23 protein-coding genes are annotated in these 22,480 nt (G+C 41.4%); 6 read left to right on the top strand and 17 right to left on the bottom strand.

Annotated elements, in window-relative coordinates:
- Window positions 1–2: 2 nt before the first annotated feature.
- A complete protein-coding gene (locus tag AC2VOY_RS11545) occupies window positions 3–566 on the bottom strand; it encodes an ADP-ribose pyrophosphatase (RefSeq protein WP_491833633.1) in 564 nt (187 codons plus the stop codon).
- Between the two features lie 151 nt (window positions 567–717).
- Between AC2VOY_RS11545 and AC2VOY_RS11550 the strand changes: the two genes are divergently transcribed.
- The gene (locus AC2VOY_RS11550) at window positions 718–1,455 is read left to right on the top strand and encodes a TetR/AcrR family transcriptional regulator (protein WP_491833635.1); all 738 of its coding nucleotides are present in this window, start codon (window positions 718–720) and stop codon (window positions 1,453–1,455) included.
- A 66-nt stretch (window positions 1,456–1,521) separates the two neighbouring features.
- Here AC2VOY_RS11550 and AC2VOY_RS11555 read toward each other — a convergent pair whose 3' ends face one another.
- Window positions 1,522–2,787 (bottom strand): DEAD/DEAH box helicase, encoded by a 1,266-nt coding sequence (locus AC2VOY_RS11555; protein ID WP_491833637.1) that lies wholly within the window; start codon window positions 2,785–2,787, stop codon window positions 1,522–1,524.
- A 570-nt stretch (window positions 2,788–3,357) separates the two neighbouring features.
- Between AC2VOY_RS11555 and AC2VOY_RS11560 the strand changes: the two genes are divergently transcribed.
- Window positions 3,358–3,600, top strand: a complete 243-nt coding sequence (locus tag AC2VOY_RS11560) for a hypothetical protein (protein ID WP_491833640.1) — start codon at window positions 3,358–3,360, stop codon at window positions 3,598–3,600.
- A 95-nt stretch (window positions 3,601–3,695) separates the two neighbouring features.
- Here the strand turns inward: AC2VOY_RS11560 and AC2VOY_RS11565 are convergent, their stop codons facing one another.
- Both AC2VOY_RS11565 and AC2VOY_RS11570 read right to left on the bottom strand, forming a co-directional pair.
- Window positions 3,696–4,502 carry an HAD family hydrolase gene (locus AC2VOY_RS11565; protein ID WP_491833642.1) on the bottom strand — a complete coding sequence of 269 codons (807 nt, stop codon included), beginning with the start codon at window positions 4,500–4,502 and terminating at the stop codon, window positions 3,696–3,698.
- A gap of 190 nt (window positions 4,503–4,692) precedes the next feature.
- Window positions 4,693–5,280, bottom strand: a complete 588-nt coding sequence (locus AC2VOY_RS11570; protein ID WP_491833644.1) for a flavodoxin — start codon at window positions 5,278–5,280, stop codon at window positions 4,693–4,695.
- A 131-nt stretch (window positions 5,281–5,411) separates the two neighbouring features.
- Here AC2VOY_RS11570 and AC2VOY_RS11575 point away from each other — a divergent pair, with 131 nt between their 5' ends.
- The 4 genes from AC2VOY_RS11575 to bamJ all read left to right on the top strand — a co-directional run bounded on the left by AC2VOY_RS11575 (window position 5,412) and on the right by bamJ (window position 8,330).
- Window positions 5,412–5,891, top strand: a complete 480-nt coding sequence (locus AC2VOY_RS11575; protein ID WP_491833645.1) for a CreA family protein — start codon at window positions 5,412–5,414, stop codon at window positions 5,889–5,891.
- 226 nt (window positions 5,892–6,117) lie between these two features.
- Window positions 6,118–6,558 carry a DUF3302 domain-containing protein gene (locus AC2VOY_RS11580; protein ID WP_491833647.1) on the top strand — a complete coding sequence of 147 codons (441 nt, stop codon included), beginning with the start codon at window positions 6,118–6,120 and terminating at the stop codon, window positions 6,556–6,558.
- A 5-nt stretch (window positions 6,559–6,563) separates the two neighbouring features.
- Window positions 6,564–7,697, top strand: coding sequence for an HlyD family secretion protein (locus AC2VOY_RS11585; RefSeq protein WP_491833649.1), 1,134 nt, complete (start codon window positions 6,564–6,566; stop codon window positions 7,695–7,697).
- 150 nt (window positions 7,698–7,847) lie between these two features.
- On the top strand, window positions 7,848–8,330 hold the full coding sequence (bamJ, locus tag AC2VOY_RS11590) for a BamJ family beta-barrel-assembly machinery protein (protein ID WP_491833651.1): 483 nt from the start codon (window positions 7,848–7,850) through the stop codon (window positions 8,328–8,330).
- 4 nt (window positions 8,331–8,334) lie between these two features.
- Here bamJ and AC2VOY_RS11595 read toward each other — a convergent pair whose 3' ends face one another.
- The 13 genes from AC2VOY_RS11595 to sbcD all read right to left on the bottom strand — a co-directional run bounded on the left by AC2VOY_RS11595 (window position 8,335) and on the right by sbcD (window position 22,404).
- Complete coding sequence (locus AC2VOY_RS11595; RefSeq protein ID WP_491833653.1) at window positions 8,335–8,937, bottom strand: HAD family hydrolase; 603 nt, start codon at window positions 8,935–8,937, stop codon at window positions 8,335–8,337.
- Window positions 8,938–10,008, bottom strand: a complete 1,071-nt coding sequence (locus AC2VOY_RS11600) for an ion channel (protein ID WP_491833655.1) — start codon at window positions 10,006–10,008, stop codon at window positions 8,938–8,940.
- A gap of 21 nt (window positions 10,009–10,029) precedes the next feature.
- The gene (locus AC2VOY_RS11605) at window positions 10,030–11,208 is read right to left on the bottom strand and encodes a glutathionylspermidine synthase family protein (RefSeq protein ID WP_491833656.1); all 1,179 of its coding nucleotides are present in this window, start codon (window positions 11,206–11,208) and stop codon (window positions 10,030–10,032) included.
- Window positions 11,209–11,856, bottom strand: a complete 648-nt coding sequence (locus AC2VOY_RS11610) for a DUF1190 domain-containing protein (RefSeq protein WP_491833657.1) — start codon at window positions 11,854–11,856, stop codon at window positions 11,209–11,211.
- A gap of 9 nt (window positions 11,857–11,865) precedes the next feature.
- The gene (locus AC2VOY_RS11615) at window positions 11,866–12,270 is read right to left on the bottom strand and encodes a DUF350 domain-containing protein (RefSeq protein WP_491833659.1); all 405 of its coding nucleotides are present in this window, start codon (window positions 12,268–12,270) and stop codon (window positions 11,866–11,868) included.
- Between the two features lie 78 nt (window positions 12,271–12,348).
- Window positions 12,349–12,972, bottom strand: coding sequence for a YjfK family protein (locus tag AC2VOY_RS11620; RefSeq protein WP_491833661.1), 624 nt, complete (start codon window positions 12,970–12,972; stop codon window positions 12,349–12,351).
- 20 nt (window positions 12,973–12,992) lie between these two features.
- Complete coding sequence (locus AC2VOY_RS11625; RefSeq protein ID WP_491833662.1) at window positions 12,993–13,679, bottom strand: PspA/IM30 family protein; 687 nt, start codon at window positions 13,677–13,679, stop codon at window positions 12,993–12,995.
- Window positions 13,676–14,077, bottom strand: a complete 402-nt coding sequence (locus AC2VOY_RS11630) for a DUF2170 family protein (protein ID WP_491833664.1) — start codon at window positions 14,075–14,077, stop codon at window positions 13,676–13,678. Before AC2VOY_RS11630 ends, AC2VOY_RS11625 begins: the two co-directional genes overlap by 4 nt.
- A gap of 201 nt (window positions 14,078–14,278) precedes the next feature.
- On the bottom strand, window positions 14,279–15,628 hold the full coding sequence (locus AC2VOY_RS11635; RefSeq protein WP_491833666.1) for an NRAMP family divalent metal transporter: 1,350 nt from the start codon (window positions 15,626–15,628) through the stop codon (window positions 14,279–14,281).
- Window positions 15,629–15,979: 351 nt separating this feature from the next.
- The gene (locus AC2VOY_RS11640) at window positions 15,980–16,156 is read right to left on the bottom strand and encodes a hypothetical protein (RefSeq protein ID WP_491833668.1); all 177 of its coding nucleotides are present in this window, start codon (window positions 16,154–16,156) and stop codon (window positions 15,980–15,982) included.
- 405 nt (window positions 16,157–16,561) lie between these two features.
- Window positions 16,562–17,224, bottom strand: a complete 663-nt coding sequence (locus AC2VOY_RS11645) for a fumarylacetoacetate hydrolase family protein (RefSeq protein ID WP_491833670.1) — start codon at window positions 17,222–17,224, stop codon at window positions 16,562–16,564.
- A gap of 45 nt (window positions 17,225–17,269) precedes the next feature.
- A complete protein-coding gene (locus tag AC2VOY_RS11650) occupies window positions 17,270–21,073 on the bottom strand; it encodes an AAA family ATPase (protein WP_491833672.1) in 3,804 nt (1,267 codons plus the stop codon).
- Window positions 21,070–22,404: an exonuclease subunit SbcD gene (gene sbcD / locus AC2VOY_RS11655; protein WP_491833674.1), complete on the bottom strand. Its 1,335-nt coding sequence runs from the start codon at window positions 22,402–22,404 to the stop codon at window positions 21,070–21,072. Before sbcD ends, AC2VOY_RS11650 begins: the two co-directional genes overlap by 4 nt.
- Between the last annotated feature and the right edge of the window lie 76 nt (window positions 22,405–22,480).

Consider the following 22,480-nt stretch of genomic DNA (forward strand, 5'->3'; position numbering starts at 1 on the left):
GCCTATGGAAGCAAGCCTTTTAACTTGGCAAGCCCATAGGCATTTATCGTTGAAGCGTCCATAATTTCGCCCTCGCAAATCATTCGCTCAAATTCTGTCACCGATACTCGCTTGCAAGTTAATCCTTCTTCTTCAGGATCAAGCGCGCGCGTGCCTTGGGTAAACTCACTTGCAAGATAGATATGATATTTTTGATCGCAAAAGCCATATGCTAAATATTGCGCCCCAACATATGTCATTTTATGCGCAATCAGCCCAGTTTCTTCTTCAAGTTCACCCATTGCTAATAACAAGTGATCCGCTTCAGGATTAGACTCCCAAGCCCCTTGTGGACATTCTGCAAAGCGTTTTCCTACTGGGTATCGAAATTGCTCGACTAAATACACATGACCATGACAAATGGGTAATATCAACGCAAAATCTGGTTTGCGTACGACACCATAAATCCCCTCAGCGCCGCTTTGACGTCTAATTTTATCTTCGTACACTTGCATCCATTTATTTTGATAGACTAAGCTGGATTCAAGTGTTTCGATTTCATCTTGCATAGGTTTATCATGTGCCATTACTTTATCCTTTGAATCTGTCATATTGACGAGTGGTAAAGCTTTATCATAAGCGAAACTATTTTACAAAACCTCTGCTTATTTTAGCTCAAGTCGCAACTTGGATAATTTATTGCTATCATATGCCGGAGTTCATAAGGTAAGAAAAGACATGCAAGAGAAAAAACAAGGCCGCCGCAGCGCCAAAGAAGCCGAAGCGACACGACGTCATATCCTCGTCAGCGCTGCTGATTTATTTTGTGAATATGGTTATAAAAAAGTTTCACTGCGTAAAATCAGTGAAAAAGCCGGTGTTTCGCATAGTCTTTTGCGCTATCACTTTGGTAGCAAAGAGCAAATTTGGCAGCAAATCAGCGATGGGATAGCTCGCCACTTTCAAAATTACTTTGATAAAATCCACGCCAGTTTACCAAATGATCTGCCACCAAACGTCGTCCTTTATAAGATGATGACGCGTATTCTTGCGCGCACATTAACCGATCCCCGTGCCAATAAATTTTTAGCTGACGCTGTACGCCAAGAAAAGCAAATGGTTAATTATTTCTTAGACTCAAAGACAGAAGTAAACCTTACCTTAAAAAATACCGTACAAGCTTACTTGGAAGAAAACCCAGAGTCCTCGTTAACATTAGATACCTTACGTTGGCAGGCTTTGATTTATTCACATAGCGCTGCAACGCTTGCGCCTATCATGCCAATGATTAATGGAATGAAAGATTTAGCCCAGACACAAGCAAGCGAAGAAGCCATCCACCAACAACGCTTACTGCAACATTGGACGCTATTTAGTCAAACCTTAGCCTTGCAACTGAAAGTCCCTGTAGACTTTATCGATGCACCAAGCAATCTTAATGATCTTTGCCAAGCCGTTGAAAAAGGCCTGGCTTAAACTAAACAAAAAAAGGGGCCACCCCATCATGAGCAGCCCCGCTTTGCACTTTGTTTTCACTAAAGCTTAATTCGATTTTTTACCACGTTGCGCGTGGATTTTCAGCTTAGCTTTTAATTTACGCTTTTCGTAGCTGCGCCCACGACGCTTTTGCGGCTGGTTGGCATCAAAACTTTGACTTTCTTTTTCTTCAAAGTTTGGCTCAAAGCCTTCTAACCATGATTGCGGAATACGAATATCGAGTAAACGTTCAATCGCTTCAAGTAAATACTCTTCTTGTGGCGCCATCAAAGAAATGGCCATACCGGACTCGCCTGCGCGCCCAGTTCGCCCAATACGGTGAACATAATCTTCTGCTTTAAATGGTAATTCATAATTGATAACAACAGGCAGTTGGCTAATGTCAATCCCACGCGCGGCCACATCCGTCGCGACGAGGACACGTAAAGTACCTGATTTAAAGTCATCTAACGCTTTTTGCCTTGCACCTTGGCTTTTATCACCATGAATTGCACTGGCCTTTAAACCATCTTTTTTAAGCGATTTTGCCAGTTCATCAGCGCCCTGCTTGGTTTTCACAAAGACCAAGGCTTGTTGATAATTTTTAGAACCGATTAAATACGCCAGAGCTTGCGCCTTCTTACTTTTATTCACTGGGTGCAACATCTGAGTGACAGTTTTAGCCGCTTCATTTTCACCCCCAACCTGAATCACTTTTGGATCCGTCAGTAGCTTTTGAGCAATTTTTTTTACTTCAGGGCTAAAGGTTGCAGAAAACAAAAGCGTTTGACGCGCTTGATTCATTCGACGCATGATACGCTGCAAATCCGGCATAAAGCCCATATCAAGCATGCGATCCGCCTCATCAAGCACAAAATACTGTAACGCACTTAAATCCACTAGCCCTGTAAACATATGATCGAGCAAACGGCCTGGCGTTGCCACTAGGATATCGACGCCTTGCCTTAACATTTTTTGCTGCTGACTAATACTCACCCCACCATACGCTACGCCAAGTTTGACCTCATCCGGTGCATAATTAGATAGCTCATCAAAGACTTGCTGAGCCAGTTCACGGGTTGGTGTAAGGATTAAACTTGTCAGTTTGGTACTCGATTCAAGCCCAGGCTTTTGACTTAAAATCATATCCAAAATTGGCAAGCCAAAAGCGGCGGTTTTTCCTGTACCGGTTTGCGCAGCAGCTAAAATATCATGCCCAGCGAGGACATCGCCAATAGCTAAACCTTGAATCGGTGTTGGTGAAATAAAACCACAGCTTTGAAGGCGAGTAAGGAGTGGTGCACATAGGCCAAAAGATTGGAAATTGCTCATACAGGGGAACTTTATTTTAGAATCGAACTCGAATCATACCAAAGACATGCAGCCAGGCAAAGAAAGAAAAAGCCGTCAAACCAGTTCAGGTAGCTAGGCGTAGTTAAATGAGAAATATTTTCAAGATATATATATGAATTTTGCATTTTTTGTATAAATTATGTTAACTGCATCCGAAGTTATGCGCAAAAATTAGACTTTTGGGCTATATGGATTCATTCTTATATCTGAGACAGTATGCTGTATCAAATGAAGTAAACAGACAAAACTGAAAGTTTACTTCATCTTTTTTGATTTGCTTCTCAATATTTTACTTAAGAGATAATAACCACATGTAATATTTTGGATTTTTGTTAAAATATTTCACATAGCATCAATATCAAAATGGTTTCTTTTACTTGTTTGAGCAAAAACTAACTTAATTTTGAACATTCATTTAATTTTGCATGCTAATTTATAAATAAGTGGAAGGAAGTATTCAACAAAATAACCTATCAAGAAGAGAAGGTTAGGCATACAGCAAGGAGCAGAGTAACAATAATTTTAATAGACACAGCAATAGGAAAATCAATGAAAAGAAAAACCACCACACGTTTTGATTATGACTTAGAGACAGATGAATCAACAAGCTGCGAGCCTAATATGGCTGAATATGACGCATGCCCTGTCTGTAAAAGTGAAGAGTTCATGCTTTCTGAAAGTGGAGAGCTACTTTTATGTATCAACTGTGGGCCTGTATATCTTGTAAACTACCCAGTGATCCCATCTCATCCCTTTACGAGTATAGAATCGGCAAGCTTTACACTTCAATAAATCAACACCATCTCAACATATTCCAAATAAATGAAAGCTTCATACAAGGGTTTGGTATTACCTAGTATGACGTTTCATTGTTTCGGACATACCTGCTATTGACTACCTAATTTTGAATAAGTGACATTATTAAAGTGCTTGTTTTTAAAAACTAAACGCTGAGGTAATAACCAAAGTTGCATCAACCAATGCAGCGTTTTGCTGTGCTCATCTTGAGCGGATCGCTTAAGCTCATTTTTAAGTGCAACTAAACAACTATTTTCGGCGCCATGATCAATATTCGCACGAATAATTTCATACAGATGCGTTGGTGTGTTTTCAAATTGCGGAATAAAAATCCCCTGCAAACCAGACTTTCTGATGGCTTCTTGTGCATTTATCGTGTCATAAATAAATAAGATTTCATCATGCGCAATCCCCTGCTGCATCGCGGCATAGAGAAATAAATCTGGCTCGGGCTTCCAACAGCCAATATCATGCGCACTGTAAACCCTATCTTCAAAATAAGCATCAAGTTCTAAAATACGGATTAATTGCTTGAGTTTGGCGCTCGGTTGATTGCAACTCACGCCGAGTGAAAAACCGGCGGCACATAACTGGGAGAATATTTGATGGAAGCTTTCTTTGGGTAACAAGGTTTCTTCAAGTGCCGCTAACATTTGAACTTCGATAGCTGCGTTATAGATTGGAATTTGAGTTTTAGCGATTTTCGACTCTAAAAATAAACGATTTAAAATATCAATCGTTGGAAGCCCATGAAAATCGCGATAAAAAGCGCCTAAACTATAATTAATGCCTTGTTTTTTTACAACATGATTCAATGACTGGCAATAAATAGACTCGATATGGCGTAATATAGCATCACAGTCAAAAATAATACATTTAGGTTTGGCGATATTCATAATATCAATGCCTTTTATGTAGATTTATGAAAAAGAAGACCTTAGTTAAGTAACGAAATCTTATCACTTTCCTTTTTTATTCAGGTGAATAAAGAAGCTAAATGTTATTTAGATCACTAACTTAATTATCAAATATTGCCTAGATCATAAAACCATAAAATTTTTGTATATATTGCATTTAAAATGCGAGCTATCTAGTACTAATTTCTACATAACATTTTGCGTCCAGCAGATCCCACTGTGATTTTTTTACACAATCTGTAGTTAAAAAACTAAGAATCAGGGCATTGACGCTCGCTTGCTTATCTTCAGCTTGGTCGCTTTGCTCAATTGCAAAATCACTAAATAACACCCCATCGTCAACTTTAGAAACAATAAAGCCCACCACTGGCGTATCACCGTGAAATCCTAAATAAATTTCATGTTCCGAATCGAGAATAATCTGGGCTAAAAACTCTAGAATCACTGCTTGCTGCGCCGCTTCCCATTGGCTCGCATGCAGCTGCGCAAAATACACAGTCAAACGGTGAAAATCCACCAAATAAAACGCATCAACACGTTCTCCCCAAGGATTGGAATTATCAACTGGTATCGATTTATCTAATTCAAGCACTTGATTATCTTGCTGGCGTTGCAAGTAGAGCTTGGCACCAGCTTGGCTTTCTGGGGTAGGATAACGCACATCAACCAGGCTTTGCAGCCATTGGTTCTTTGCCTCTAGCAGCTTGTGAGATGATGGTTGTGAAGGGGTTTGTGGTGAATTTGACGCTTCTTGCATGCGAATTAACTTCCTGAAGTAAAATGTATTTACTCATCCTAGCAGGATATCCATGAGTTTACAGGTTTTTTATTCAAGCAAATATGCTAATGTATTGATATTAAAATATTGATGTTGAATAAGGATAATTTATGTTCAAACGCGTGGCTTTACTTTCTGTACTTACTTTAAGCTTAAGTGCTTGTAGTGATAATGAAGTCGGTGATGTTTCATTAGGGATGTTTACAACTAAAGATGTGAAAATCAATACCTTGGTTGACCCAGAAGTCCCGGGTGTCACCTGTCATATCGCGTCTATTGAAGCCGATTTATCATTGGCAGACCCAAGTGATAGCTCTATTTCGTGTCGTCAAACCGGTGAAATTACACCTGAGATGCTTGCCAATGTCGATACCTCTGATTCTGGTGAGATTGTGTTTAAGAAATCAAAAAGTATCTTCTTTAAGACAATGAAAATCCGCCGTATCTTTGATCAAAAGAACCAAACCTTACTTTATTTGTCTTATTCGACAAAAGAGACCTCAGGCAGCTATAAACATAGTTTATCCACTGTGCCACTTTGGGGAACAAAGGCTTATCAAGCACCCGTACAGGAAACTGCAACAAATTAGCAAGCCAAACTAATAAGTGTACAAATAGCAAATCATTCGCATAACAAGGCTTAAATGTTTAGATTTAAGCCTTTTTTGTTTTTTTCGAGCAAAATCAATATATTCCCTTCCTTAACATCTAGTTATCTTACATATTGCTTACAATTCTCATACATTTTAAAAGCCATTTTTCAAAATTTAAGTTATCATATGATTAACTTTCTAGAGTGATTAAACAAGGATAAATATGTTTTTAGATTACTTTGCACTCGGCATTCTAATTTTTGTTAGCGTGTCGGTTTTTTACGGCATCATTGCCATTCATGACATCCCTTATGAAATGGCTAAAAAACGTAATCACCCTCATCAAGATGCGATTCATTATGCAGGCTGGGTAAGCTTATTTACTTTGCACGTACTTTGGCCGTTTTTATGGATTTGGGCAACCTTATGGCGTGAAGATAGAGGCTGGGGTTTTAAGCAAGTCGAAGAAGAACAAAAACATCTTCATAATGAACAAGATACTTTGCATCACGAAGTATTCACATTAAGTCAGCAAGTTGAAAAGCTGGTTGAAAAAGTAGATCAATTAAGCGCAGAAAATCAAGCTCTGAAAGCGTCGACATCCAATGCAGCGCCGCAGCCTACCCCAACGCAACAAACAGACAAACCAATGCAGGAGTCTTAAGCAAAATGGATTTACTAATCATTTTAACCTACGCAGGTTTTTGTATTGCGATTTTTAAAATTTTCAATATTCCGCTAAATAAGTGGACTGTACCAACGGCTGTACTCGGCGGGATTGTGATTGTTGGTGGCCTTGTACTAACGATGAACTATAACCACCCTTATACCAGTGAAGGTGGTCAGTTTGTGTTAACCACGCCGATTGTTCCTGGTGTTCGCGGACGAGTGATTGAAGTCGATGCCAAGCCAAACCAGCAAATGAAGCAAGGCGATATTTTATTTAAGCTTGATCCAACACCTTTCCAAGCGGCTGTCGATAGCCAAAAAGCAGCGCTAGAGCAAGCTAAGCAACAAGCTTTAACCCTAGTCGCAAATTATAAAAATGCGCAGGCGAATACAATTAAAGCCCAAGCGGAGCGTGACCGTACGTACCGTGAATTCCAACGCTATGCACAAGGTTACAAACGTGGCGCGTTTACCAAAAATGATGCAGATAACCGTCAGCAATATTATCGTAGCGCCGAAGCTGCACTTGCTGCTGCCAAAGCACAAGAAGAAAGTGCGCGTCTCGCCGCAGAGTCAGAAGTGAATGGCGAAAGCACTATCGTTGCCAATGCCCGAGCGCTACTTGAAAAGGCTGAATTTAACCTTGAGCAGACGATTGTTCGCGCGCCAACAGATGGCTATGCGACCCAAATTGCCTTGCGTGAAGGCATGATGGCAGTGCCACTACCACTTAGCCCACTGATGACTTACGTCAACAAAGAAGATGAGCAATTATATGTAGCAGCGTTTCGTCAAAACTCTTCCCAACGTTTAAAGAAAGGCTTTGAAGCAGAATTAATTTTTAAAGCGATTCCGGGGAAGACTTTCCAAGGTGAGGTTGAAAGTGTGTTGCCAACGATTGGTGAGAGCCAAGTCCAAGCACAAGGCCGTTTATATACTGCAGCTGGCCTGCACAATGTTGGCCAAGTGCTTGTGCTGATTCGAATTAAAGATGATATCTCTGAGTACAATTTACCTCAAGGTACAAATGCCAATGTTGCCGTTTATTCCGACTCTTTCGAGCACGTTTCAGTGATGCGTAAAGTTCTATTACGTATGAAGAGCTGGCAAAACTACTTATACTTAGATCATTAATCAACCGCTCAGCCCCTCTCCTCAAGATTGGTGATAAGAGCGCAAGTTTATTAAAGTACAATACTACTCACAAAAAGCAGGGATAATTACATCTCTGCTTTTTTTATATTGTAAAATCAAGACACTAAGGTATTTAAAAAGGAAAGTACGATGGAAGCTGTATTTATAGCCATTATTATTGTGTTCGGTTTAATTGCCGTCTATCGAGTCAAAAATGCAAGCCAAGAAGCAGAAGTGCACCGTCAGCAAGGGCTTGAGTTTTTGGCTCAAAATGCCAAACAAGACGGCGTTCAGACTACAGCATCGGGACTTCAATATATTTGCTTGAAAGCGCCTGAAGACGAATCAGCAAGCAAGCCAGAATCAGTTAAAACAAAAGTGGAAGTGCATTATCAAGGCAGCTTAATCAATGGTAGCGTCTTTGACAGCTCATATAAACGTGGTGAGCCGCTAAATTTTCGTCTTAATCAAGTGATCAAAGGTTGGCAAGAAGGTTTGCAAATGATGCCTGTGGGGAGTAAATATCGCTTTTTTATTCCTGAAAACTTAGCCTATGGGAATCGCCGAGCAGGCAGCATACCACCAGGCTCGACGTTAATCTTTGATGTTGAATTACTATCAATTGAGGCATAGCGCTTTACGCGAATGGTTCCCCTTCATAGCGCACAAGTTCGCCATCTTGGACCAAATAACAATCCATTCCAGCAGCTTGTGCCGCTTTTGCGCCAATCAAGGTATCTTCAAACACAACACATTCTTGTGGCGCCACACCTATTTCTTCGGCAGCTTTTAAGAATGTATCTGGATTTGGTTTATGTTCGTTCACATCATCTGCTGTGATCACACTATCAAACAAAGGTGCAATGTTATGGTGTTGAAGTAAAATATCCGCATTGGTACGGTTACTTCCTGTGCCGACCGCCATTTTCTTTTGCCCTTGATATTTTTTAGCCAATTCAAGGGTGCAAGGGATCAAGTCCCCTTCTTGAATACGTTTGCTATATTCTGTGATTTTGTTTTGTACAACCGTTTTTGGGTCAAGCGAGAGTTGGTATTTTTTATTAATCTCAGCAATGATTCTGATCGATGGCATTCCGCCCATACTTGCCAGCCAAGCACCATCAAATGGAAAATCAAACAAACGTGCCGTTTCTTGCCAAGCAGCTACATGTGACGGCATGGTATCAATCAAGGTGCCATCCATATCAAAAATAAAACCTTGGTATTTATCAAAAATCATTTACTCGCTATCCTTCTCATCCAAACTTGGATTATCATTGTTGACCTCTGGCCATGATAGATCATCCACCCTTTCATCTGCAATATAAAAGACTTTGCTTCCGGGTTGAATATAGGCATCAAGACTTGGATTAAGCTCAATCCCTGCGCCATGATCAAGGGCGATAAGAATAGCATCATGTTGCTCTTTTAAATACAAAAAGACATCTGAAACTTTAATTTTTGCCGCTTTTTTAGGGTAAATAGCAGCATATTGGGTCATGCCTTTATCCGCACGAATAAGCTCCTGATGCAATTTACTTGAGCCCGGATCAACCGCAGATTTAGCCAATAATTCAACCGAAACCGATGGCACACATTCGGCTTTTGGGCAGTGCAGTTTAAGTAAACGGCTCAGGCTCGTATCTTCAAAATAGGCAATGAGATCGGCTTTAGGATTGAGGTTGGCGACAAACAGCGCCGCAGTTAAGGTAATGTCATCAGCGAGTGTATCCACCACAAAACAACTGGCTTTTTCAATGTTGGCGCGTGGCATTGTGTGTTCACAGGTGTAATTGGTGACACGCACAAAGTCAATTTTCCCCGGCAGTGGGTTCTCAATATCTGCTTTGGTGCACAAGACTATCGGGCGACGACCCTCTTCTTCATGCAATAACATATGCAGTAAACTCAACGTGCGCTGCTCATGCCAGCCAATAACAAGAATATGATTTTCCATTTTTAAGTATTTTCTCCCTGTGACGGCTTTGCGCCAAGATGTGACAAAAAATTGCGCCATTCGCCCCAACAACATAGCAAATAAACTGACTCCGCCGGGGATCACAAACAAGCTAACGACCCAATGCCCAAATGTTGTCGAAGGGGATAAGTCGCCATAACCGACGGTGGAAGCTGTAACGATTAGAAAGTAAAAAAATGTACTCCAAGGTTGCGTTAACTCAGTTTCGCCAGCACAACTTAAAAGTAGCCAAGCTAAAAGGCAATATAAAGCGATTAATATTAAGAAGTTTTGCCAAGTTAATGCACTGAGATTTTTTTTCGCCCAACGTTGCAGTACATACCAAAGTGCCATCGCGTGTCCTTTATTTCCTTGTTATAAAATAATATGTGGCAAATAGCGGGATAGATCTTGTGTGATCAGCCCGCTATCTTCACGAATCGAGATCCCTGCCGCTTTATCATTAATCAGCCAACTACCGATTAAAGTATGATTGTTTTCAAACTTAGGCAATAGGCACAAGTCTTGAATAATAAAGCCTTCGTCACCATATGGACCGTCACTTTGTGCGATTGGCTGATCATTTTTATACATAGAAACATTAGCGCCCTCACGTGCAAAAATCGGTTTTTTAACATAGCTTTGCAATGATTGAGCAGCTTTATCATCACTAAAGTAAGATGCGAGTAAATTAGGATGATTGGGAAACATTTGCCATAAAAGCGGCAAGATAGCTTTATTACTAATTAAGGACTTCCATGCAGGTTCAAGCCAACTAAGTTTGTCTGTATACCCTTTGGCGTGAGCTAAGTGCTGCGCAAATTCTTCGCGAAACATAAACTCCCAAGGGTAGAGTTTAAACATCCAATCAATCGCTTGATCATCAAGATCAGTAAATTGCTGATCGCTACTTAGCCCTATATCTTCGATAAAGACAAACTTGGTTTCAATGCCCGCTTCTGCAGCGCAATCTTGCATATATTGAACCGTGCCGCGATCTTCTTCGGTATCCATGCAACAACTAAAATGTAGCACTTTATGCGGGTTTTTCTGAGCAATTTGATGAAAGCGTTGAATTAAGCGATCTTGTAATAAGTTAAATTGATCTGCTTGTCTTGGGATATCCCCTCTATCAACTTTATCTTCCAGCCAAAGCCATTGCCAAAAACCCGTTTCAAAAAGCGAAGTTGGCGTATCCGCGTTATTTTCTAAAAGCTTCGCTGGGCCATTGCCGGAATAAGCTAAATCAAGGCGAGAATAGAGCGAGGGTTCTTGCTCGCGCCACGAGTTCGCCACAAAATCCCACATATTTTCAGGAATTTGAAAGCGACGCATGAGTGATTCATCACGTACCACTTTTGCCACAACTTCAAGGCACATTTGATGAATTTCTTCACTAGGCTCTTCAAGATCACGCTCAATTTGCTCAAGCGTAAATTGATAGTAAGCCGACTCATCCCAATAGGGTTCGCCATACATGGTATGAAAACCAAAGCCAAACTCCTTGGCTTTCGCTTGCCAGTTTGGCCTTGGTTTAGTGCTCACACGAAACATTTAGCCACCCCATGAACTGCGGCGTGAAGACGAGAATCCAGTTGAGCGCTTGGAACTTCCCCAGCTAGATTTAGCGGAAACTGATGAGCCAAAACCACCACGTGAAATCGTGCTGACCTTAGGTTTAGACTGGGCTGTTGAGCTTTTTTGCACTGTACCCGGCGTGCGAGTTTGGTATGTTTTCCCTTGGCTTTTATAAACCTTGCCTGAACCTGAAATCCAATAATTATCAGACTGACCATAACGCCTTGAGTACATTGGACGCGAATAATAATTGCCAGAACGATCGAGTGCGTTAGAGAGTAAATAGCCTGCCATAAATGGCGTGAACCAGTTGCCACTGCGCGACTCTTGACACATTTCAGGGCCAAATTCAAATTGACACTCTTCAAGCGTGCCAAATTTAGGCGCTAGTTCTTCGGCCTCCGCCAGTGCAGTTTGATAAGCGGCTTCACACTGCGCTTCTTCTTGCCCGTCTGCCACGCAATCATCAACGCCTTGATAGATGACACCTGTATCTGGATCGCCCTGATTACCACCACAAGCTGAGACTAAACCGGCTAAGACAGAGACAGATAAAAACTTAAACGCAAACGGACGCTTAGTTTTACGCATGCGTTTTAAAGAGATAGTTTGACTACGTTTCATCTACCCCTCCTAATAAGTCATACATGCGGCATTTAGTAACCCCACACAGACAGAAGTTGCGCCAAGTAACACACCCGCTGGGAGTTCATTATTTTCAATACGCTCAACAATTTTCGGCATAATCACAAAACGCACTAATAAGTATGCGATGATTTGAGCCGCTAATGCCACGACACTCCAGATCGTAAAATCAAGAATGCTCACCGAATTACTTGCCGCACTCGCAATGGCTAAACAATAGCCGATTAACGATCCCGAAAGCGCAACGGCTGCCGCCATATTTTGTTCTTCCCGGATAAGCTTTATTTCATCATATGGCGTGACTTTTAGATATACGAACTTAAAAATAAGTAGGAATGCCAATGAGATAATAAAATACAGAGCAAATGCTCCAAGTCCTGCTAACGCGCCCATACACGATCCTTTTTATGATGTTGTTATGGTTTTGAATACTTGAGTAACTGCAACATTATTTTTCATGCCACAGATGAATTAACCGATAATCGAAAAGTCACCAGCATTAAGATCAATGGCTGTGCTAAGCACCAAACAGCGCTCAAAGCCTTGGCCTGCACGTCTTTCTTCTGCTACGGCAAACAAAGCTTCGCTATTATCAATGCCAATCTCACGGCTATATACCATCACAAATTGATCTGTGCTCGTCGCGAGTTTATCTTCACGATAAGTCATTTCTTGCATCGCTACTGGTTTTTCATTTTCCCAGAATTTTTGATACTCAATATCATCCAGCAGCCATTTATCTTTGACTAAATCAGCTAAGGTTTGCTGCCATGCGCTATCCGTGTCTATCGGTTTGGTTTCATAAAAATAAACCAACTTGACCTCTGCAACATCGGCATCCGTTGCTCCGTGCTGCAAGATTTGAATAAAGGCATCATCATCTGTGTAATAGCGCACAAGACGTGAGGTTTGATCTAACTTAACAACCCCAACCGCTTGGATCAGCTGCTGGCTACTTGCCCCTTCAAACATGGCGTCGCTCTCAATCAGCTTAAGTTTCAACTCACTTAACTCAAAGGCGCCACCGAGTCGAAAACCAAGTACCTCAGGGGTTTGGACTTGAGGCTTTTTCTCTTTTTTAAACCAACCAAACATACTTGTGCCCTTTTATTCGCTTATTTTTTACCTAAAATGCGCTCAAGCTCTGATTGCGCATCAGTATTGCTACCAGTGATCCCAGCTTGCGCAAGTTTCGCATCAAGCGCATCACCATTTTCCATTTGTGCCAGTTCACTCGCGGCTTCAAATTCAGCTGTTTTTTGTGCTTGACGCTGTTTAATTCGCTCCAGTGATTGCGCCGCCGTTTGCATTTTCGCATTTGAGCCCGTGTTTGCGCTTGAGATATTTGATTGCGCTTTTTGCACCGCTTCATTGGCTTTCACAATATCAACCTGTTGGGTTAACTGGCGTAATTGTTGCTTTGATTTGGCGATATTGGCTTGAAGTTGTGTTTGTGATTGCGCAAATTGATTGGCGTACACTTCTTCTTGCTCAATCTGAGAACGAAGCTCAGCAACTTTTTGCGCACATTCAAGCGCTAAAGTTTGATCACCCTTTTCCATTGCTTGGCGTGCATAGTTTTCATATTCGTCGACACTGGCTTGAATACCGGCAATCTTTTGTTTGCTTAGCTTATGTTTGGCAACAATTGAGACAAGTGCTTGATCAGATTTACGCAGTTCATTATTTGCCTCTCGGATCTCTTGCTCAAGGATACGAATCGCTTGACTGTCTGCAACAGATTCCGCAGCTTCATTTACGCCACCTTTGACTGCGCTAAATAATTTATTCCAAATACTCATTCTGCCTCCAAATTCAAATGTTCTTGATATGCTTCTAAAAATGCTTCGATATTGGAGAATAACAGCTCAACTTCAAGTCCAATATTCTCAAGCTTAGACTCTGTAGCCAGTGCGCCAAAGGCAACATAATAGTCTTCGCCATCGATTTCATTAATCGCAATTGCGGTGAGCGGAAAGAGGTGGTGAGTGCGTAAGATCAGCGCATTAAGCTTGGCCGGATCTTTCACTTGAGCGGCGCGAAACAGCAAGCTTTCGATTAAAATCTGCTGACCTGAAACGGCTAAATAAGCACTTAAACCTTCTGGGTTGGTAATGATTAAAGCGTCATCTTGTTCATGAGATGACCACTCAGGGTGAGTCTCAAGCGCAAGCGCTAATTTATTGATTGTCCAAGGCATATCTAACTCCGTGTTTGATAAAGCATCAGTATGCCAAGTCCAGTGCACGACCACAAGTTGATTAGGTTAAATAAAAAATAAAAGCCTATCTTTTGTGAGTAGAGTCAAGGCACACTGGCCGACACAAAAACGCCTCAAGTAGAGCGTCCACTTGAGGCGTTTGATAAATCTAGGATGGATGATTTAAGGTTCAATTATTCATTATAGGAACCATTTCCAAGCAATAAATAATGCTAAGAAACCAAACAGATAGACAAAACCAATCCAAGACAATGCTTTCATTTTAGTGCTAAATTTTAAACCTTCAGGCAAATCATTTTTAGTTACCAAGCGATAGTTTAAGACCGCAAAAATCGGTGTTGTCATAAATGCTAGAATCATTGCAAATGAAAGCATTGCCATTAAAGATGAGGTAAAGAATAACACCATAGATAATGATAAGGAGCAAATAAACAGCATCCAGATGTTTAACGCTTTGCCGCTATTTGACTTTTGTGACTCTTGTGTTTTTTCAAATGCAAACTTGCGACACTCTTCAAGCGTACGTGAATAACCATCAATGCATGTAATCGTGCTGCCAAAGATGCAGAAGAACGCAATCATCGCAATTAAGTAACGTGACCATTCACCGATCGCAGCTGTATACATGCTTACTAATTGATGGGAAAAGCCAATCCCTGAGGTTTGCAAGGTTTCACCGTTGCCATTTAGAACCAATGCACCTAATGAAACAAAGACGATTGCAAGTAACGCCGTACCAATAAAGCCAACATTGAAATCAAACAATGCGCCTTTAGCTGTCACTTGTTGGTTTTGTGCTTGTTGTTTTAACCAAAGTGAGTTGAAACAAGAGATCTCAATTGGTGCCGGCATCCAGCCCATCATCATCACAATAAAGCCAAGTGATGCCATGGTCCAAGGTGAAGGGCTTTGATAGTCTGCTGGTGCGACAGCGCCGTTTGAGGCGGCAATGGCGACAGCAGTTAAAGTAGTAATCACCAAAACACTCATAATAACTTTAGATAAGGTGCTTAATGCTTTGACCTGACCTGCAAACAAAATACCTAAACAAACAGCTAAAATTGCCACAGATAGAACAGGTAAACTTGCTTCAAAAGGTAAGAAATAGCCAAGTAAACTCGCACTAAACATAAGTAATGCTGCGATGTTAACAAAGGCAGAAACGAAATTAAGGATGCTAAATAACCACAAATAACCTTTACCCATCTGGGCATAGCCTTGCACTAAACTTTGATTGGTGCCTAGGGTATATTGCACCCCAGCTTTAAAAAATGGGTATTTGAAAAGGTTCACTAATAGAATTAACGCCACAAGTTGCCAGCCATATAAAGCGCCAGCTTGAGTTGATGAAACTAAGTGAGAGCCACCGACAGCTGCCGATGCAACCATGATCCCAGGACCTAGTGCACGCAGGCGTGCAGCGAGATTAAAAGCAATAGGTTGACCAGTTAGTTTGATATTTGAAACATCAAAACCTGAATTTTGAGATTGGGGATCTGCTGCCTGTGCAGCACTTGGTGGAGGCGCCATAGTCAATTCCTTCTTACGTTAGCTTTGGTGCAACCTTACACCACTTCAAAGCAGGCCGCCCCGATTTTGCGCAGCCTTGAAATATTAATAACATAAGAATGAAATATGTAAACCCAAAAACGGTAGTTAAAAATCCCAGTTTTTAACATACCCTAGGTCACATATATATAGAAATAGCTAAAGTTTAAAATTAAATCCGTATAAAATTCCGAAATAAGACATATCTGCGCCATTGTCTTTGGCGATCTTGGTGTTTGGGAAGATATAAAAAATTTCAGTCTAAACAAAAAAAATCGGCCACTAGGACCGATTTTTTATCTGTAATAATTTCTTTACACTTTCAAGGATAGATTAAAGGCCTAAATCTCGGCGCATGTGGTTTGAAAGTAAGTTCGCATCATAGTTGACGGCTACTGATGACGACTTTTTACCAAATAAAACGTCAACAAGGTGCACAATCAATCCTTTGATGCTTACTGGGTAAGTTTTTTTCGAATGTGATTCAATGGCAATCGTTGCTTGTGTCATTTGATTTATATCTCTTTAATAATATCAACCAAAGCGATTCCGTATCAGCTAGGTTAATGCATATTCCTATTCATACCCTTCTATTTTGGGTATATCTAGGTTAGGTATGATGAGAAAACTCCGCTCATCACTAAATTCCTTTGCATAATAATCAAACAGATAGAGTTTAAAAAATGACTTAAATTTAAGCTTTGGATTAGATTTTCTAATGCCTAAGTACTCACCCATTAAGCAGAGAGATAAGTGGTTAAAATATGATTATGCGTTATATTTAACCAATTAAATACCAAGAAATAATGTTTTATTCCAATCTCAAAAACATGTAATAAATATGTTATCAAAATCAATTTTGGAATTTATTTTTACACGAGTAAACATCTACCGAGCCACACTGGTGCTGGCGTTTTATCTTGGAATACTTGCTTGGGCTTTCCAGCAAGTTTCAAGTAACACCTCATCACCGCGCTTAATTCGAGCAGTGAATAAATCACCTGAATGCACTTCACCGACCCCACTTGGCGTGCCTGTCATTAAAATATCGCCATCTTCAAGATCAAGATACTTTTGCACTTCTTCGAGGATCACATCCGGTTTATATATCATTTGTGCGACTTCACCTAATTGAGTTCGCATGCTATTAATCACAAGCTCTAAAGAAAGATCTTGCCAGTGGTTGGTCTCTATCTTCACAAACTTACTCATCACCGCACTATGTCGAAAGGCTTTTGCTCGCTCCCATGGTAACCCTGCTGTTTTTAGCTTTGATTGCAAACTGCGCTTAGTTAAATCAAGACCAAACCCAACGCCTACCAATGCATTACTTTCAATCAAGAAGCAAATCTCTCCTTCATAATGCAAAGTTTCACCTTGTCCGCTGACGCTGTCGCTATCACGTGCATATAAGGTATTCGTTAATGATGAATTAGGCTTATGAAACAAAACCATTTCGTCTGGGACCGGATTATTTAGCTCTTGGATATGAGCCAAGTAATTACGCCCAACGCAAATGATTTTACTTGGCGTCACGGCTGTGATTTGCTCGCCCTCTACCAGATTTATTGTTTGCATAAAATTCCCTTTTCAATACTCAATAATAATAAATATAATTAATCCTTAATCAGCCGCTTGATAACTAAATTGCGGCTCCAAACGACTCATTCCACCAGATTGCTTATTCACCTTAATCTGCACCCCAATACGCTCTTTCATTGCTTCAACGTGGCTGATCACACCCACCATTTTGCCCTGAGCATTAAGGGTGTCTAAAGTATCGAGCGCTAAATCTAACGTTTGAGCATCCAGCGTGCCAAAGCCTTCATCTAAGAATAAAGATTCAATGCTGGTTTTGTGACTCACCAAATCAGATAAGGCTAATGCTAACGCCAGTGAAACGAGGAAACTTTCACCACCGGATAAGGTTTTTGTATCACGACAAACATCCCCTTGCCAAGTATCTTGTACCCATAATTCAAGCCCTTGCGCAAAATCTGCTTCATCAGTCGATGGGTCTTGATTGGGTCGTTTACGCTGCAGTTGATACCTGTTATGTAAGCTAGCAAGCTGCTGATTAGCAAGATAAATCAAATGATCTAGGGTCAAACCTTGAGCAAACTTTCTAAATTTATCACCTTTTTTCGAGCCAATCAGATCATGTAAATGCGCCACATCATCAAAGCTTTGTTGCGCCGTCAGTATTTGCCCACGCAGCGCAGCTTGAGATTGTGCACTTTGCGCATCCGCATCAAGTTTTTCAATCACTTTCCCAAGGGCTTGGCTATGTTCGTTTTGTTTAGACTGACTTTCATTAATCATCTGTTTGATACTATCGATATGCTCGCTTAGCACTTGTGTATCCGCATTTAAAGCAAAGTCTAGCCAATCAGCTGGCGCTTTAGCTTGATGTGCCTTGAACTGTTCTTGACAATATTGCAGTTGCGCACTCGCCTTATCGATTTGACTTGTCAGTGATTGAGATAATTGTTGCAAACGTTCAAACTCTGCCTCATCTAAACAGGCTGCTAAAAACGCCTCTAACGTTTCAAAGGGACTAGAGCTTATCGCGGATTGCCAGTTTGCTTGCATTTGTGCGAGGTGTTTTTGTGCATCAGTCTGTTGCATAGTCAAGCTATCAACTTGTCCTTGCTGCTGCTTCAACTGCCCTGATAAGGCTTGCGTTTGCGTTTGCTGAGCTTGGTAAGCCTGCTCAAAACTTGCCACCTGTGCGCGCATTTGCTCTTGCGCATCCATAATACTAAGATCAGCGAAGATCTCTGCCCGCTTCGCTTGGCATGCTTGTAAGTCTTGCGTGCCTTGAGCAAACTTAGCTTGCAATGCTTTTAATGCACTTTCAAATTCGCCATGCTGCGCCGTTAATTCTTCAATTTGCTTCTTAAGGCTCGATAATGCTTGCGTCAACTGCTCGGCTTGACTTTGATTTTCTTGATAGCGTTTTGAACGCGCAGCCAACTCCGCAATTTGACTATGTAAGGGCGCCAAATCTTGCTCCCAGCTTTGTCCAAGGCCTGTAAAGTGCTCCGATTTTAGCTCATCTACTGACTGTTTAAACTTACTTTGGATGTCCTCAAAGCCTTGCAACAGATTATCCATCCGCTGCTGCGCCAATAGTTGATGTTGTTTTGCCAGCTCAAGCTTTTGATTCAATTCAGCACTTTTTTGTAAGTCTTGAGTATATTCTTGTTGTGCATCCTTTAGTTCTTGCTCAAGTTTTGCAAGCTCATTAATCGATTGCTGAATGGCCTCAAGGTTATCATTCGCCGCCTGTTGTAACCCTTCAATTTGCGCCGTATCTTTAGGTAAATCTTGCGCTAAGACTACGCCGTTTAATTGGTAGCTTTGCGTTAAACTAGCGTCCACAGCTAATAAAGCATCACGAGTTTGACGCCAGTCGCTTTGAAGTTGAACCCCTTGATTTATCAGTTTTTCCTGCTCTTGTTTAAGCAAGGCTTGACTTTGGCTAAGCCTGTCGCATTCAAGACGCACTTTTGAACCTTCCCCTTCTAAGCGCTCTAATTCCTTGATTGCGTTTTGATAATCTAAGGTGCTTTGCTCAAGATCAGGCAAAGTATGCGCGAGAATCGGGTGCTCTGTTGCGCCGCACAATGGGCAAGGTGAACCTTGTTCTAAGCTTTGGCGATAAACAGCTAAGTTCTGCTCTGCCGAAATCAGTTTCTCAAGGGTTTCGCAAAGCTTCTTTTGTGTTTGATAATCATTGCGTAACTGTTTCAGAGCTTGCTGGCTTTGTGTGTGTGAATGCACCAATTGACCAAGCTTAGTTTGCACAACTTGGGTGTCTTGCTCATGGCGTTGTGCATCTTTGATTACACTTGCTAACTTAGATAAAACATTAACGCACTCCGACAAACTTTGTCGATGCTGATATAAAACATCTGCCTTTTCACCTGCTTGCGTTTTTTGCGCATAAGTTTGTTTTAAGCGCTCTAACTTTTGCTCCAAAACCTGCTGTTGAGTTAAAAAGGTTTGCTGAGCCGCTTGCGCCTGGGTTAGCTGCTCTGCTGCTTTTTGTTGCTGCTGCTTGGCTTGGGCTATTTCTTGGTTTTGCTGCTGAGATTCATTTTGAAGACGGGTGAGCGCTTGAACTTGGCTTTGCCATAAATGCAGCTTGGCAGAGATATCTTGATCTTTGGTATGCTGCGCAAGGTAGGCATCTGCTTGAGCTTTTTGACTTTGATGTTGAGAGTAAGCGGCTTGCTCTGTTTGCAATTTTTGCCCAAGTTGCTGCAACTGGTGAGTCTGCTGATTAAGCTGCTCACTTAGCATTTGTTGGTTATAGCTTTGCTTTTCAATCTCAAGATCAAGCGGGCGAACTTTGGTTTCAATCAGTTCATCTTGGACTTGTTGGTGCTTCTTTTGTCCATCCAAGGCTTCTTTTGCATTTTTTTCAAGCGCTAGCTGCTGATTTAGCGCATCTTCAAGGGTTTGGCTCTGTGTTTTGGCTTGGTTAAGTTTGGTTAAAACTTCATTTTGCTGACGCTCGGCATGCTGCATACTTTGATAAACAGGAAAAATCTTTTGCGCCGGCGCCGCGTGAGCAAGTTTGTCTAATTCACTCTTGGCATTTAATTGATTTTGTAGGGCTTGCTGATGCCCTGTTAGCGCCTTAGATAATTCTGATTGATGGGTTTGATACCCTTCGAGCCAATTAAGTTCTGTTTGTAGGTGAGTTAGGCTCTTTTTGGATGCTGCAATAGCATGTTGAAGCTCGGTCTGCTCATCCAATAAGGCTTTTTTCTCCTCTTCAGTTAATAATTGAATATCTTTTGCTCGTATTTCTAATTGTGCTAATTCATTTTTTTGCGCTGTGTACGCCTCATGCACTGCCATCGAAATCTGACCATAGATCTCAGTCCCTGTAAGCTCTTCTAATAACTCGGCACGCTCGTTTTCTTTCGCATTTAAAAAGGCGGCAAACTGCCCTTGCGAGAGCATCATAGACTTGGTGAAACGATCAAAGTCTAAGCCGGTAATGTCTTGCGTGAGTTTGACTTTATCCGTAATTTTGGTAGCCAAAATCTTTCCGTCGGCTTGGGCTAATTCAACCACAGCAGCTTGAAGATTCCCCTCCACCTTGCCACGTGAGCGGCGCATACTCCAAAAAGCGCGATAGGCTTTGTCTTTGACTTGAAACTCCACTTCTGCCAAGCAATCCGCCTTACCGCGACTCATAATTTCATTATTATTAGCCGTAATATCACCCAGACGAGGCGTGCGATGATACAGTGCCAAACAAATCGCATCGAGAATTGTTGTTTTGCCTGCGCCTGTGTCACCTGTGATCGCAAACAAGCCATTTTCAGCAAATGGTGATGCCGTAAAGTCAATTTTCCACTCACCAGCTAAAGCATTTAAATTTCTAAATCGTACACTTAAAATCTTCATGCTTTATCCTCTGCTTGTGGCGGTAGTTGACTGTGTGTTGCTGTGGTTTGCGCATTGCCTGAATCGTCTTCATCTAGCCCTGCACTGACTTGGTGATAGATATTTAAAAATGCATTCATGAGGCGCTCTTTTTTCTGCGCCTCATCTGGTGAAAAATTCTCAGCTTGAAGACGTTTAGCAAAGACATCTGTCACATTGAGCTCACTTAAACTTTGCTTTTGAACTTGCGTCAGGCTTTTCTCAGTTTTTTCTTTGATCCGTACAATTTGCAATGCGTAAGCAGGTAAGTCTGCAAGCTCATCCGCAACTTTTGCCGCAATGTCCGTAAGATAACCTTGAAATTCAATTTCAATTTTGAGCCATAAGATTTGCTCAGGCGTTAGCTGCATTTGCTCAACTAACTCAGCTGCATCATGTTTTAAACTGCTTAGGGATGTTTTAAGCGCTGCAATCGGCTGAAAGCTTGGAATACTTAAACTGTTAATTTGAGGAGTATGTCGCTGTTTTTGACTTAGTGGCGCAAACTCAATACATAAAGCTTGTTTAGATTTATTCGCTTCATCAAAGCTCAGCACAATCGGCGCGCCGCAATAACGGATATGGTCTTGTTTAGCAACAATTTGTGGACGATGAATATGACCAAGTGCAATGTAATCGGCATCAGGAAAGCCTTTTGCATCAAAACCATCTAAATTCCCAATATAAATATCACGAACCGATTCTGAGGTTTTCACCCCCATTGCAGTTAAATGCCCTGTTGCGACTATGGGTAGCCATTGCTGAGTCTGTTCAAAATGCGCTGCGCGTTTTTGCTCCGCAATTTGATGCAAGGCAAAATAATGCTCAGCGATTGCTTCATTTATGGCTTGTTGTTTTTGAATCGCAGATTCACCGACTTGGCTTTTAAGTAAATCGCGCGGACGTAAGAAAGGCGTCGCGCAGACAAAACCAACGCAATCACCTTGATTGTTTTTCACCTCAATCACAGCTTTTGCTAAATCGCCATCGGCGCGCGCAACCACTTGCGTATTCAGGCTTTCAAGCAAGTCTTTGGACTCTTCAAGCACACCAACCGAGTCATGATTGCCAGCAATAATAATCAACTGACAATCTTTTTGATTCACCTTTTTAATCAAATCATTATACAAACGACGCGCATAACTGGATGGCGCGCCTGTATCAAACACATCTCCCGCTAAGATCACGGCATCAATTTGCTGCGGCTCAATTTGCGCCACGAGCCAATCAATTAAGGCTTGATGCTCGGCTTCGCGAGATTTGGTATAAAAGTTTTGTCCAAGGTGCCAGTCTGAGGTGTGAAGAATGCGCATAGTAATCCTATCTTATTGATCCTGTTGATCTGCCTACACTTATTGTGCCATAGATTTAATCTATGTACTTAATTTT

Source organism: Vibrio sp. KMM 9700 (genome assembly GCF_058545285.1).